The sequence below is a fragment of the Puia sp. genome (assembly GCF_036500295.1).
Lineage (GTDB): Bacteria > Bacteroidota > Bacteroidia > Chitinophagales > Chitinophagaceae > Puia.
The window spans coordinates 38,967-51,735 of record NZ_DASYCH010000053.1 but is presented as its reverse complement, the minus strand read 5'-3'; the positions used below and the strand labels follow the sequence as shown (position 1 = coordinate 51,735).

Here is a 12,769-nt window from a genome sequence, read left to right as displayed (position 1 = left end):
AAAGATACATATTTCCCATTACCAAATAATTATCTGTTAAGCAGTTATCACCGCGAACTATAACGTTAAATTTTGTTACTTAGCATACTGTTTTTTCACTCATTTTTTACCATGCGCCCTATCAGGATCGTTAATGGCCGGATCATAACCCCTTACCGGGTTCTTTCCAATGCCACTCTGCTGCTTGCCGGGGGCCGGATCGCTGCGATCAGTGAAGGGGGTGAGCCCGCCCGCAATGGCGCGGCCGACATCCCTGACTCCGCAGACACCCCCGACTCCGCAGACACCCCCGGCATCCCGGACTCCGCCGACACGCTGGTCATCGACGCAGCGGGCCGGTATGTTTCCCCGGGCTTTATCGACCTCCATGTCCACGGCGGCGGGGGCCATGACTTCATGGATGGCACCGACGAGGCCTTCCTCGGCATCGCGAAACTCCATGCCCGGCATGGCACCACGGCGATGACCCCCACCACGCTTAGCGCCGGAAAGGCGGAGCTGCTCACCACCCTCGAGACCTACGAGCGCCTCGCCGGCCTGCAAAGCCGTGCCGCATCGCAAAGCCTTGCCGCATCGCAAAGCCGTGCCGCATCGCAAGCTCCAGAGGGGCCAGGTCTCCGTGCAACTCCAAATGCCGCCGGCGCCCAATTCATCGGCATGCATCTTGAAGGCCCCTATTTTGCGATGGCCCAGCGCGGCGCGCAGGATCCCCGCTATGTCCGCAACCCTGACCCCGCCGAATATCGCGAACTGACGACCCGCTTCCCCGGCATTCGCCGCTGGAGTGTAGCTCCCGAGCTGCCCGGCGCCCTCGAGATGGCCGATTGGCTAAAGGGGAGAGGCATCCTTGCCGCATGGGCCCACACCGATGCCCTCTGTGAGGATATCCAAAAAGCTTTCGAACGCGGGTATACCCATGCTACGCATCTCTACTCGGCCATGCTGGGCGTCACCCGCATCGGCACCACCCGATATGCAGGCGCCATCGAAGCCGCTTTTCTGATGGATGAAATGACCGTCGAGATCATTGCCGACGGCGTCCACTTGCCCCCCGCATTGCTTCAGCTGGTATGCAAGATCAAGGGACCCGGCCGCATAGCGCTCATCACCGACGCGATGCGCGGTGCGGGCATGCCTCCGGGTGAAAGCATCCTTGGCGGGAAGAACAGCGGGCAGCCGGTGATCATCGAGGATGGAGTGGCGAAGCTACCCGACCGCAGCGCGTTTGCCGGCAGCGTGGCCACGGCCGACCGCCTGGTAAGGAATATGATCCGGCTTGCCGGTGTGCCCGTATCCGATGCCGTTCGGATGATGACCAGCACTCCCGCGGCGATCATGGGTGTCGGCGACCGCAAAGGCTCGATCCTCGCCGGCAAGGACGCCGATATCCTCATTTTTGACGAAGACATCAACATCGATCATACCATCATCGGCGGCGAGATCGTCTATACAAAAGAGAGGGAACAACATGCAAAGCGATAGTATCCGCGATAGCCACAATCTCGGAGTCCATATCTTCGACAGTCGCACCGACCTCGGTGAAGCGGCCGCCGCGGCAACCGCCATTACTATCCGGACGCTGCTTACGACCCGGGAAACGGTCAATATCGTCTTTGCCGCCGCCCCTTCGCAAAACGAATTCCTGGCCGCGCTGAACCGGCAACCCCTCGACTGGGACCGGATCAACGCCTTTCATATGGATGAATATCTGGGACTGGGCCCCGAAGCGCCCCAGTCCTTCGGCTACTATCTGAAGAGGCATATCTTCGACAAACATCCATTCCGGAGCGTCAACCTGATGAACGGCCTGGCCGCCGACCCGGAAGCCGAATGCCGCCGCTATACCGCCCTGCTCCAGGCCCATCCAACGGACATCGTCTGTCTCGGCATCGGCGAGAACAACCATCTTGCGTTTAACGATCCTCCCGTCGCCGATTTCCGCGACCCGCAAACCGTCAAGATCGTAACCCTCGACGCGGACTGCCGCCGGCAACAGGTGAACGACGGCTGCTTCCCCACGCTGGCCGCGGTGCCGCTACAAGCCCTGACCATCACGATTCCCGCGCTGATGGCCGGCCGTTACCTTTTTTCGATGGTACCCGGCGAACGCAAGGCCCGCGCCGTCGCCAACACCTTCGACCAACCCGTGACCGAACGCTACCCGTCGACGATCTTAAAACAACATCCCGCGGTGCAACTCTTTCTCGACCGCGACAGCAGCAAACTCTTGTCAACATGAAAAAACTACTGGTGCTCGCGCTGGCGATGCTTTCGATGAATGTACAGGCCCAGACCAACTTCGCCGTCAAGGCCTTTCATCTCGACCTCCGCATCCAGGTGATGACCCTGCCCGCCCTCGAGGCCTTTGCCCAGAAGCTCCAGGCCGGCGGCATCAACACCCTCATCATGGAGTATGAAGGCACCTTCCCTTTTGAGAAAAACCCGCTTATCCCCAACCGCTATGCCTATACCAGGGCGGAGATCGCCTCCTTCATCGCGTTCTGTAAAGATCTCCATATCGAGGTCATCCCGCTGCAACAGAGCTTTGGCCATGTCGAATACATCCTCCGCAACAAGCGTTATAGCGGCCTGCGTGAAGACAACAAGGCCCTGTCCCAGGTCTGTCCCTTGCGGGTCGCCGAAGACAGCCTTCTTTTCACCCAGCTGTATACCGAGCTTGCGCAGATGCATCCCTCACCGTATATCCACATCGGCTGCGACGAAACCTACCTGCTGGGGCACTGTGAACGTTGCCGCCGCAAGGTGGCAGAGGAGGGCATCTCGAAACTTTACATCGATTATGTCAGCATGCTCTGCAACATCGTCCTCCGGCTTGGCAAGAAACCCATCCTTTGGGCGGATATGGTGTTGAAATATCCGGAAGCGGTCAAGCGGCTGCCGGCGGGCACCATCCTGGTAGACTGGAACTATGGCTGGAGTATGGATCATTTCGGCGATCACAAAAAACTGCTGGCCAGCGGCTATACGATCTGGGGCGCACCCGCGATCCGCAGCAGCCCCGATAATTTTTATCAGACAAAATGGGGGAAACACTTCGACAATATCCGCGACTTCGTACCCTATGCCCGGAGTATGGGCTATAAGGGAATGGTCCTCACCTCCTGGTCCACTTCCGGCGCCTATTCCTACACCTATGAATCGGAGGACGAACTCTCGGACCTTCAGGCTATCCGGCATGTGTATCCGATCACCGGGTTCAATATTCTTATCGCCGAGTACTTCGAAAGCCTGAAAGAACAGATGCCCCTCGACATCCAGGCCTTCGTCATCGACTACTGTCATCGGCAATATGGTTTCACCCGCGAGCAGGCGCTTGTCTTTTGGCGCGGGCTTACCGACACCGGAACTGCTGCTGCGCAAACCCTGCGAACCCTTCATCCTCAGAAGAACTCCTCCGAATACGAACACTATCTGCTGATGGCCGATATCCGTGTCGAGCACCTGCTCTTTGAGCGCATCGAGTCGGAAGCCAACGCCCCCGGCTTCGGTGCGGGCGCCGTTCCGGCCCTCGCCGCCCGCCTGCGAGCGCTTCTCGACACCGAAACGATCCTCGCCCGCCGCTTCATCGCCCTCAACAAAGAGGCCTTCTATCCCGCCGAACTCGATCATGAGAACGAGCTTCGCGCCTTCCGCATGCGTGAACTCTACGCCCGGCTAACGAGGGATCGAACCAATCCCACGGCGGACACCAATGTCCAGCAGCCTTCGAGGATGATAAAGGGCCAATAGCGCAGCATCACCGATGCCCCACAGGCCAGCCCCGCGCCGATCATATTCAAAAGAAGATATGCGCCGCCTTCCTTCGACATCCTGCCGATCAAATTCAGAAAGAAGGCTATCAGCAGGAGAGTCACGCCGGTGGCCCCGGTATAATCGGTTATCGTCATGGCCGCAACTTACGATAATTACAGCGTGATCGGTAAAAGCCGTGCGCTCCGGCTATCTTTTGCGGGCAGGAAAAAAGCGACCTCCGTCTGCCATTGCGCCGGATCGGGCACCTCGCGTTCATCGGTAAGATAGAACTCGGTGCGGCTGCCAAATGCCGTTCCCTCGCCGGGGATCATCTCCTTATCGCAATGGCCGGCCTCCCCGATCCAGGTGTCCAGCGCCATATGCGCTTCCATCAGGTGACGGTAGTCGCCGGTATGGATCAACGTAGCATATTCCCCGGCAGGGAACAAGCCGCCGATGACCCGGTGATCGCCGGCCACGGCCTCGGGAACCGGCACTCCCACCTCCACCTGTAGCCGGCCGTCCTCCCGCATCATGAGATATTGAAAGAAGGGTGGACCATCCGGAGTGATCTCCTGCTTTTTCAACCAGGAATAGAGCTCAGGATACAGTTGGGGAAGGGTGGTGGGAATATCGTGTGGGGCGACCGTCAGCCGGATCGCGACATAATACCTTTCATTTCGATGGTGGATGACGGGTGTTGAAAGCATAGGTTCGATTGTTTTATGAGCAATGGCTCCTGCAAAAATACCCGATCCCGCCAAGTTCAAGACGGGGTAAAAGCGACAATTTCAGGGGCTTTTTTCCCTATCTTTAGAATACAATGAAAAACTTCCTCCTCTTCCTATTTCCGGCCTTGCTGGCCGCAGGCTGTGGCGGCTCGACCGTCGACACGGTGCACGAACTGCCGGACAGTGTTGCAAAAGCCAACCGGAAGGTAATGGCGGCCGCAGATTCGAGCGCGCTGACCGGCGTCCTGCGAAAGTCAGCCGATGATTGGAATAATGGTGATCTGGCCGGGTTCATGAATTCTTATGACGACAACGCCACGATGATGTCCCATCATGGGCTGATCGGTAAGGACTCGATGATGATCCATTACCGCCAAACCTATTTCAAGGAAGGCGCCGCCCGTCAGCAGCTTAGCTTCGATCAGTTTAAAATAACTCCGCTTGCCGGGTACTATGTCCTGCTGACCGGCCGGTTTACGCTCGCCGGAAATCATCTGCCCACCCTTTCGGGCTGGTTCTCCCTTGTCTGTGTGCATACCGGCACAGGCTGGAAGATCCTGCATGATCACACCAGTTAGGCGTCCGCTTTCAAAGCGGCCGCATACTCACGCGCCCCGCGGCTAGATACGCTTCTCGATCAGCCATTCATGGCCAAAAGGATCGACCAGCGAACCCTGCCGGTAGCCATATTCATAATCCTGCGCCGGCGACGTGATGCGGGCACCTGCCGCTACTGCACGCCCCATTACCGCGTCGACATCGGGAACAAACAACCCAATTATCGTGGTCACACCCCCGGCCCGCTCCGGATCGATGTTACCCTTCGACTGTCGCTCTTCATGAAAATGGAACAGGTTGCCGTCGATCGTCATCTCCGAGACATGGATACTGCCGTCGTCGTTGCTGAAGCGTCGCAGTTCCACCGCCCCGAAGGCATGGATATAAAAATCGAGCTCCATAACCCCGCTTTTGATGATCAGCTGCGGGGCGAAAAAGGTTTTGGGTGACTCATTCATGGAAATATGTTTTCGGTTTGAACAGCTAATTTACGGTCTAATTATGCACATTAACATTTCCCAGGTGGCTGATAACCAGTCCGTCTAAATCTTTTCTACGCGGTTATGCGGACTTTTTTGAGCCGGAGGGTTGCAAAATCCGGGTTCACCTGCTATTTTTACCTCGTTAATCCTACCTGGACAGAGTCTATTCCCTTGAAATACCGTGAGACAATTCATTGTATTTCAAAATTGTAAAACGGACTCTATGTTACACGCAAAAGATCTTAGATTTGGCAACAAGGTGTTTAACCAACAGGGCGAAGTGATCACCGTCCAGCAAATCCTCTCCAACACCGTCGTATACGACACTCAACTCAACGTAAACAGACAGACCTCAAAAGTGAGCAACGGCTATAACTATTCCTATACCATGCAGGTAGTGGAAGTCGTAAAGGAGGCCGAACTGCAGGAGATCGAGCCTATCAAACTGACTCCAAAGGTGCTCGAGAAATGCGGCTTCCGGAATTTCGTTCGCGACGAGTGGATCTTTACTTACGGTAATACGCACACGGACTTCGAACTGACCGATGACGGGCTGAAGCTCAGGCACTCAACGCCGACCCGCGTCCCCATCAGGTATGTACACCAGCTGCAGAACTTCTTTTATGCGATCGCCGGCCAGGAGCTGGAGGTCGATCTGTAATAAAAAAACCGGCCATCGATACATCGATGGCCGGTTAAATGTTGTGAGACAACTTACTTCACGTTCTTGCTCACGATCTTTGCGAGGTCGAACATGGAGACCTGATCTTTTCCACCGAAGACAGCTTTCAGCTTGCTATCGGCATTGATCATACGCCTGTTCTTCTTATCCTGCAGGTTGTTCTTCTTGATATAATCCCATATTTTCTTTACGATCTCCGTTCTCGGCAAGGGCTTGCTGCCGATGACCTCGGCCAGTGTAGCGCTGGGAGAAAGAGGAGCCATAAATGCCGCATTGGGCTTGCGGGTGGAAGCCTTCTTAGCCGCCTTCTTCGGGGCTTTTTTCGCTGCTTTTGCAGGAGCCTTTTTGGCGGTTTTTTTGGCCGCTTTCTTCGCAGCCTTCTTGATAGCTTTTGCCATGATTATTTCATTTTAATGGGTTAATGAAATAAAAGTACAGATTTTAATTTTTCTGAATGCATAATTTTTTAAAATTTTCGACAAGCGGCGGCTAATTTTCCCTCGGAGAATGGTGGTTTTCCCTCGGAGAATGGTGAAAATCCCTCGGGCGCCGACGGGACCCTGGTCTCCGGGGTGTCATCGGCGCCGGCCGGGCAATGCCGGGAAACCCGCGCCAGGCCTGAATTTCGCCTTTGAAAATGCATGATATTCCCATACACCTATCTTTGCAAAAATTGTCCCTGATGCCTGCCATCCGCCTTTTCCCGTTCGTCACCGCCCTCTTTCTCTCTATGACGGGCTTCGCCAATGACATCGAGTTGCACTCGCCCGACGGCAATATCCGGGTTGTTGTCCGGCTTACGGACAGCGTTCCGCTTTACAGCGTCTTCTATAAGGCAATGCCGATTGTCGACGCTTCCCCGCTGGACCTCGTGTTCAAAGAACCCGGCGCTCCCGGGGGCGCTTCCTTCTTCGGCCGGGGAATGCTCATCCGATCCGGTTCCCGGGAAGGGGTTGACAGCTACACTCTACCGATAGGCCGCAACAGGAGGGTCAGCGATAGCTATCATGAAACGGCCATTACGATGGAAGAACCCCGCTCCCGTCATCGCCGGCTTACCCTTGTGTTCAGGGCCTATAACGACGGCATCGCTTTTTGCTGGGTCTTCCCAAAGCAGGCAGGCTGGACGCGGTACGCGCTGCTCGCCGAGAATAGTGGTATCCGGCTTGCCGGCGATCCGTTTTTGCAAGCCTCTTATCTTCCGGGATATACCAGCTCGCACGAAGGCCGCTATACCCGGCTGCCTTTTAGCGAAGTAAAGAGCGATACTCTTATGGACACGCCGGTCTTCCTGGAATTCCCCGGGAAGAACACGGGGACCGAGCCGCTTTATATGGCCGTCACCGAAGCCAGGCTTACCGACTATGCCGGGATGTATCTTATCAAACACAAGGGGATTCTGACAAGCGAATTATCTCCGCTTCCCGGCGGCCACGGGATCAGGGTAGAGGCCATCCTGCCCCACCGCAGTCCCTGGAGGGTGCTCTTCATCGGTCCGCGGCCAGGCGCTTTTCTCGAATCCAACCTGCTTACCGACCTGAACGACTCCTGCGCAATAAAAGATATTTCCTGGCTTCACCCCGGCAAGACGGATTTTCACTGGTGGAATGGGGATGTCGTACCAGATACGAGCTTTTCACCGGGCATCAACTTCGAGACCAACCAATACTATATCGATTTCTGCGCCCGCCAGGGGATCGCCTATCATACGGTCATCGGCTTTGGCGGCACCGCGTGGTATAAGAATGATGGTGTCAGCTATGCCCCCGGTCCGCATTCCGACCCTTCTGAACCGATACCCGGTCTCGACATGAAACAAATCTGCGATTATGCCGCCGCAAAAGGGGTGGGCATTCGTGTCTGGGTCCACTGGCAACCCCTCCTGCGGGATATCGACAAAACATTCACCCGGTTTGAGCAATGGGGGATAAAAGGGATGATGGTGGATTTCATGGACCGGGATGACCAGCAGATGGTGAATATCCAAACGGAGATCCTGCGCAAGGCTGCCGCCCATCACCTGCACATCCAGTTCCATGGGGCTTACAAACCCACCGGGTTGATCCGCACCTGGCCAAACGAGCTTACGCGTGAGGGGACGCTCAATTATGAGAATGACAAATGGGATAATCCCATCACGCCCGAAGACGACCTCAACGTCGTCTTTACCCGCTTACTGGCCGGAGCCACCGACTATCATCTGGGCGGGTTCCGTGCCGTGCCGCGCTCGGAATACCGGGCGCAATTTACCCGGCCGCTGGTGCTGGGTACCCGATGCCATATGCTTGCGATGTATGTCGTGCTGGAAAGCTATCTGCCGATGGTGTGTGACTATCCGGCGGCTTATGAGGGCCAGCCGGGATTCGAATTTATAAAGGCTGTCCCTTCCAACTGGGAGGAGACAAAGGTCCCGACCGCCATGCCCGGGCAGTGGGCGACCGTCGCGCGGCGCAACGGCGATGACTGGTTTATCGGAACCATCAGCGGCCCAATCGCCCGCACTCTGCGGATCCCGCTCCGGTTCCTGTCATCCGGCCGTTATGAGGCGACTATCTTCAGCGATGCTCCCGATGCGGCGGGACACCCCAACCGGCTCATCCGGACTAGCCGGGTCGTCGAATCGACGGACAGCATCGAAGCCGTGCTGGCCGACGGTGGCGGCCAGGCTGTCATCCTGCGAAAACTATAGTCGCTTTTCCCTATCTTTCAACTATGCCCGATACCTATTGGAGCCAATACAGGCATTTGTGGACGGAGAAGGTTATTCCGGCCAGAACGACGCTCTTACGCGAAGGCGAGGTTGCCCGGCAGGCCTATGCCATTCAAAAAGGCTGTCTGCGGCTTTGGTTCAACAACAATGGTAAAGACATCACTTTCCAGTTCTTTTTCGAGGGTCAGGCCGTGTCTTCCATCGAAAGCTTTCGCAACGGCCGGCCGAGCCTTTTCAGTATCGAAAGCCTCGAACCCTGTGAGCTGCTGGTGATCACCAAAAAGAATTTCGATATCCTGCTGGCCGAGGCTCCGGGCTTCAAGGGACTTGTCGAGGAAAGCGTCTATCAGCGGCTGGAGCATTATTCCTCGTTGTTCCTTTCTCATATCCGCGACACGCCCCCGCAGCGCTATCAAAAGCTGCTGAATGAACATCCCCAGATCATCCAACGCATCCCCCAGCATTATATCGCCAGCTATCTGGGTATAACACCGGTCTCACTCAGTAGGATCAGAAATAAGGCAGGGAAGGGTTTTTAACCCGTGGCGGACGATGATTGCTGACCGGCCGGCTCGCCACAGGCCTGCTCGCCACAGGCCGGCTCGCCACAGGCCTGCTGCAAAAGGAGCACCAGCGCATCGAGGTCGAACGGCTTCTCGATATAGCGATCCGCCCCTGCCTCTCCCGCCAGCCGGGCGATGTCCAGGTTGGCGCTGAAATAAACGATCGGCAGCCGGTGAAAGGCGGGAGTTGCCTTTATCTCCTGCGTGGCCACGATACCCCCGAGTGGCGGGATCTTGTTATCCATCAATACGACATCCGGTGCGGTATCCAGCACCTTGCTCAGGAGGTTCTCGCAATTGTTCTGAGTAACCACCTCGAATCCGTTTGATTCCAAAACGATGGCACATACTTCCAGGATGTCCGCATCGTCATCGAAGATCAGGATCTTTTTCTTCATACATTATCCGTTAATAGGCGCGAAATCAGCGGCTGCAAGGGATTATTATCTACATCTATGCCAAACATACAATAAAACGACAAGAATTGACCGATGCCCTGAACCTTTACGTGAGAAAGCGGTGCGCCCCATGGAACGATAATTGCACCGGCGCTTTACAGGGAGTTCTGCGAGAGATGGATGGATCATCCGTAATAGTGTGTAAATCAGTTTAATCATGACAGAGATCACCAGGCTTTCATTGGAAAATGAAATGGATATCGTGGTTGCCCACAAACGCATGGTCAATGTCGCCCATTTTTTTTCCCTGCCGGATTCGACACAGACAACCGTCGCCACTGCCGTTGCGGAGGTGTGCCGGGTTATCGTTGACAAGACGGATAAAGGCTTGTTGACCATTTACGTCAAAAAGGACCACGGCAAATACTCGCTTGGCGGTCAGGTCACCTGGCCTGCCGATATCGTCGTGAGGGAATCGGAGGAGGGGTTACGCTATGTTCAACTGCTGGTTCCCGAATTTCATCTGGAACAGAAATATGCGCCGGTGATCACGGTGTGTATCGGCATTCCCCGCAGCCTCCGCGTGACGGACAAGATGGTTAACGAAGCAATGGAGCATTTCCAATCGGTGAAACCCGCCACACCCTATGAAAAATTAAAGCTCAGGACTGCTGACCTGCATTGGCAGGCGGGGGAACAGGAGGAAGAACGGCGTTGCAGCCGTCTGCTGGATGAGAAAAAGAGCGAGTTTATCAGCATCGCCAGCCATGAACTGAAAACCCCGCTTACCTCGATCGTGGCCTTTACCAAATTGGCTCTGCAAACGGGCGCCGCGGGTGATCCGGCAAAGACCCAGCGGTATATCGAGAAGATCGACAGCCAGGTAAACAAGCTGCACATCCTCATCGGGCAGCTGCTGGATCTCTCGACGATCGAATCGGGAAAAATGAATTATCAAATGCAGGAATGGGGCTGGAACGGTTATTTGCAGGACCTGATCCCGCTGCTTGAACACCTGGTTCCTTCGCATCGGCTGTTCTGGCAACCCTGCATTACCGAGGTTCGGGTTCGGATGGACGGATTGCGGATGGAGCAGGTGCTGACCAATCTTGTCGGTAATGCCGCGAAATACTCCAATGCCGATACCCAGATCGATATCGATTGCTCCTGCGATGCGGACAACCTCACCATCCGTGTGCGCGATGAGGGTATCGGCATCTCCGAGGAGAACATGAGCCGCATCTTTGACAAATATTTCCGGGACGAAGCCGTCGCCGATAAATACAGCGGGTTTGGAACGGGGCTTTATATCAGCTCGGATATTATCAGGGAGCACAAGGGGACCATTCGTGCAGAGAAGAACGAATCCGTCGGTTCCGCGTTCTATTTTACGCTGCCGCGTATAAAGGCCGGAGGGCCAGTTGCCTGATCTGCAAAACAGGTAAAATAACCCGGCTTTTCCCCGACTTATGGCATTTAGCGCCCCTTTTTCGGGAATTTCTATCCATTGCCCGTAATTTTACAGTTGGAAGATAATCGGAATGGCGTTTGTAAATAGAAGAGGTACAAGGTAATTCATGAGCAGGATCAGCTACTTATTAATTTTATTCATCAGCATCCGCGGCATTGCTTACGGCCAGGTAGGCCATCCGGCGGATTCCCTCAAATCGGATTCCATCCGCCTGAAGCTGGCGCAGGATCAGCATCCAACCGAAGATGTCTCCGGCCAATATGATTTTGGCGATCTGACCCGGTTCATCCTAAATCACGGGCGACCCGCCAAACCCGGCCACAACCGTTCGGGCATAACCGTCGTTCCCAATGTTGCGGCAAACCCCACCATCGGCGGACAGCTGGGGATAAAGGCCGTAGCCGGCAAGCGCCTTGGCAACGATCCCAAGACCCTTTTCTCGACAGCGGCCACATCGGCGTCCATCACGACGAAGGGCATCATTTATTTTTATGTCAACCACAATCTCTTTACTCCCGGCAATAAATATAATTTCCAGGGCAACCTGGTAGCCGCTAAAACGGTGACCCCCGATTTTGGTTATGGCATCGGCCGGCCCATAAAGGGGGGGACAGCGGCCGACTCCGTGCTGGCGAATCCTGCGCATAAGGGGCACGCCATTCACTCTCACTATTACAACATCCGGGAAAAGATATACAAGAATGTTGCAAAGAACCTGTTCCTCGGCGCCGGATTGTCTTTCGAGATCAGGGATCACATCGATGTCGGGGACACTGCCGCGAATGCCACCCCTTCCAGCGTCTATAACATCCGGCATGGATTTCCCCAGGATCACTACCTGGCAAACGGATTTCTCTTCAACCTGGAATACATCACCCGGGACAATCCCAACCGCGCGTACAAAGGTATTTTTTTCGACTTCGGGATCCGGGTGAACCAAACCTGGATCGGCAGTACGAAAAATTCGGTGCAGCTGACCTCCGACTTCAAAAAATACTTCTCCCTTTCTCCCACGCACCCGCAATTCGTGCTGGCGCTGTGGAACTGGGGTTCTTACCTGGTAAGCGGCGATATTCCCTATCTCGAGCTTCCCGGCACCGCGCGGGACGGCACCTACCGGAGCGGCCGGGGATATACGGCTCAATACTTCAAGGGAACGCAATTCAACGATACCGAAGCCGAATTGCGTTTTCCCCTTCTGTCCAACCAATTCATCAGCGGGGTCGTGTTCGGAAACCTCCAGTCAGGAAACGATGAGCATGGGACGAAGCTGTTCCAGCAGTTTCAGCCGGGATATGGCGCCGGTTTTCGCGTGTTGTTCAACAAAGCCACCCGTACCAATCTGGCGCTTGACTATGCCTGGGGCCGATTCGGCAACAAAGGTTTCTTCCTGAACCTGAACGAGAGTTTTTGAGTATATT

At 55.3% G+C, this 12,769-nt stretch carries 14 protein-coding genes; 9 read left to right on the top strand and 5 right to left on the bottom strand.

Features of this window, described 5'->3' with window-relative positions:
- Positions 1 to 111 precede the first annotated feature (111 nt).
- The 3 genes from VGM48_RS11080 to VGM48_RS11070 are packed head-to-tail and all read left to right on the top strand — an operon-like array spanning position 112 to position 3,750.
- Entirely contained in the window at positions 112 to 1,482 is a 1,371-nt protein-coding gene (locus tag VGM48_RS11080) for an N-acetylglucosamine-6-phosphate deacetylase (RefSeq protein ID WP_331579005.1), read from the top strand.
- Positions 1,469 to 2,239, top strand: a complete 771-nt coding sequence (locus VGM48_RS11075; RefSeq protein WP_331579003.1) for a glucosamine-6-phosphate deaminase — start codon at positions 1,469 to 1,471, stop codon at positions 2,237 to 2,239. Before VGM48_RS11080 ends, VGM48_RS11075 begins: the two co-directional genes overlap by 14 nt.
- Positions 2,236 to 3,750, top strand: a complete 1,515-nt coding sequence (locus VGM48_RS11070; RefSeq protein WP_331579001.1) for a beta-N-acetylhexosaminidase — start codon at positions 2,236 to 2,238, stop codon at positions 3,748 to 3,750. The genes VGM48_RS11075 and VGM48_RS11070 overlap by 4 nt, the downstream gene beginning before the upstream one ends.
- Here VGM48_RS11070 and VGM48_RS11065 read toward each other — a convergent pair.
- Positions 3,666 to 3,908, bottom strand: a complete 243-nt coding sequence (locus tag VGM48_RS11065) for a CBU_0592 family membrane protein (protein ID WP_331578999.1) — start codon at positions 3,906 to 3,908, stop codon at positions 3,666 to 3,668. The genes VGM48_RS11070 and VGM48_RS11065 overlap by 85 nt on opposite strands.
- Positions 3,909 to 3,926: 18 nt before the next feature.
- Entirely contained in the window at positions 3,927 to 4,463 is a 537-nt protein-coding gene (locus tag VGM48_RS11060) for a GyrI-like domain-containing protein (RefSeq protein ID WP_331578997.1), read from the bottom strand.
- Between the two features lie 113 nt (positions 4,464 to 4,576).
- Between VGM48_RS11060 and VGM48_RS11055 the strand changes: the two genes are divergently transcribed.
- Positions 4,577 to 5,062: a nuclear transport factor 2 family protein gene (locus VGM48_RS11055; RefSeq protein WP_331578995.1), complete on the top strand. Its 486-nt coding sequence runs from the start codon at positions 4,577 to 4,579 to the stop codon at positions 5,060 to 5,062.
- Positions 5,063 to 5,104: 42 nt separating this feature from the next.
- Here VGM48_RS11055 and VGM48_RS11050 read toward each other — a convergent pair whose 3' ends face one another.
- On the bottom strand, positions 5,105 to 5,500 hold the full coding sequence (locus tag VGM48_RS11050) for a VOC family protein (RefSeq protein WP_331578993.1): 396 nt from the start codon (positions 5,498 to 5,500) through the stop codon (positions 5,105 to 5,107).
- A 247-nt stretch (positions 5,501 to 5,747) separates the two neighbouring features.
- On the opposite strand from VGM48_RS11050, the gene VGM48_RS11045 reads away from it, so the two are divergent.
- On the top strand, positions 5,748 to 6,185 hold the full coding sequence (locus VGM48_RS11045; RefSeq protein WP_331578991.1) for a hypothetical protein: 438 nt from the start codon (positions 5,748 to 5,750) through the stop codon (positions 6,183 to 6,185).
- Between the two features lie 53 nt (positions 6,186 to 6,238).
- Here VGM48_RS11045 and VGM48_RS11040 read toward each other — a convergent pair whose 3' ends face one another.
- On the bottom strand, positions 6,239 to 6,604 hold the full coding sequence (locus VGM48_RS11040; protein WP_331578989.1) for an SWIB/MDM2 domain-containing protein: 366 nt from the start codon (positions 6,602 to 6,604) through the stop codon (positions 6,239 to 6,241).
- A gap of 284 nt (positions 6,605 to 6,888) precedes the next feature.
- On the opposite strand from VGM48_RS11040, the gene VGM48_RS11035 reads away from it, so the two are divergent.
- Both VGM48_RS11035 and VGM48_RS11030 read left to right on the top strand, forming a co-directional pair.
- Positions 6,889 to 8,895 (top strand): glycoside hydrolase family 97 protein, encoded by a 2,007-nt coding sequence (locus VGM48_RS11035; protein ID WP_331578987.1) that lies wholly within the window; start codon positions 6,889 to 6,891, stop codon positions 8,893 to 8,895.
- Between the two features lie 23 nt (positions 8,896 to 8,918).
- A complete protein-coding gene (locus VGM48_RS11030; protein ID WP_331578985.1) occupies positions 8,919 to 9,455 on the top strand; it encodes a Crp/Fnr family transcriptional regulator in 537 nt (178 codons plus the stop codon).
- Here the strand turns inward: VGM48_RS11030 and VGM48_RS11025 are convergent.
- Positions 9,452 to 9,877 (bottom strand): response regulator, encoded by a 426-nt coding sequence (locus VGM48_RS11025; protein WP_331578983.1) that lies wholly within the window; start codon positions 9,875 to 9,877, stop codon positions 9,452 to 9,454. The genes VGM48_RS11030 and VGM48_RS11025 overlap by 4 nt on opposite strands.
- 217 nt (positions 9,878 to 10,094) lie before the next feature.
- Between VGM48_RS11025 and VGM48_RS11020 the strand changes: the two genes are divergently transcribed.
- Positions 10,095 to 11,306, top strand: coding sequence for a HAMP domain-containing sensor histidine kinase (locus tag VGM48_RS11020; protein WP_331578981.1), 1,212 nt, complete (start codon positions 10,095 to 10,097; stop codon positions 11,304 to 11,306).
- Between the two features lie 148 nt (positions 11,307 to 11,454).
- Positions 11,455 to 12,762 carry a BamA/TamA family outer membrane protein gene (locus tag VGM48_RS11015; protein WP_331578979.1) on the top strand — a complete coding sequence of 436 codons (1,308 nt, stop codon included), beginning with the start codon at positions 11,455 to 11,457 and terminating at the stop codon, positions 12,760 to 12,762.
- Positions 12,763 to 12,769 lie beyond the last annotated feature (7 nt).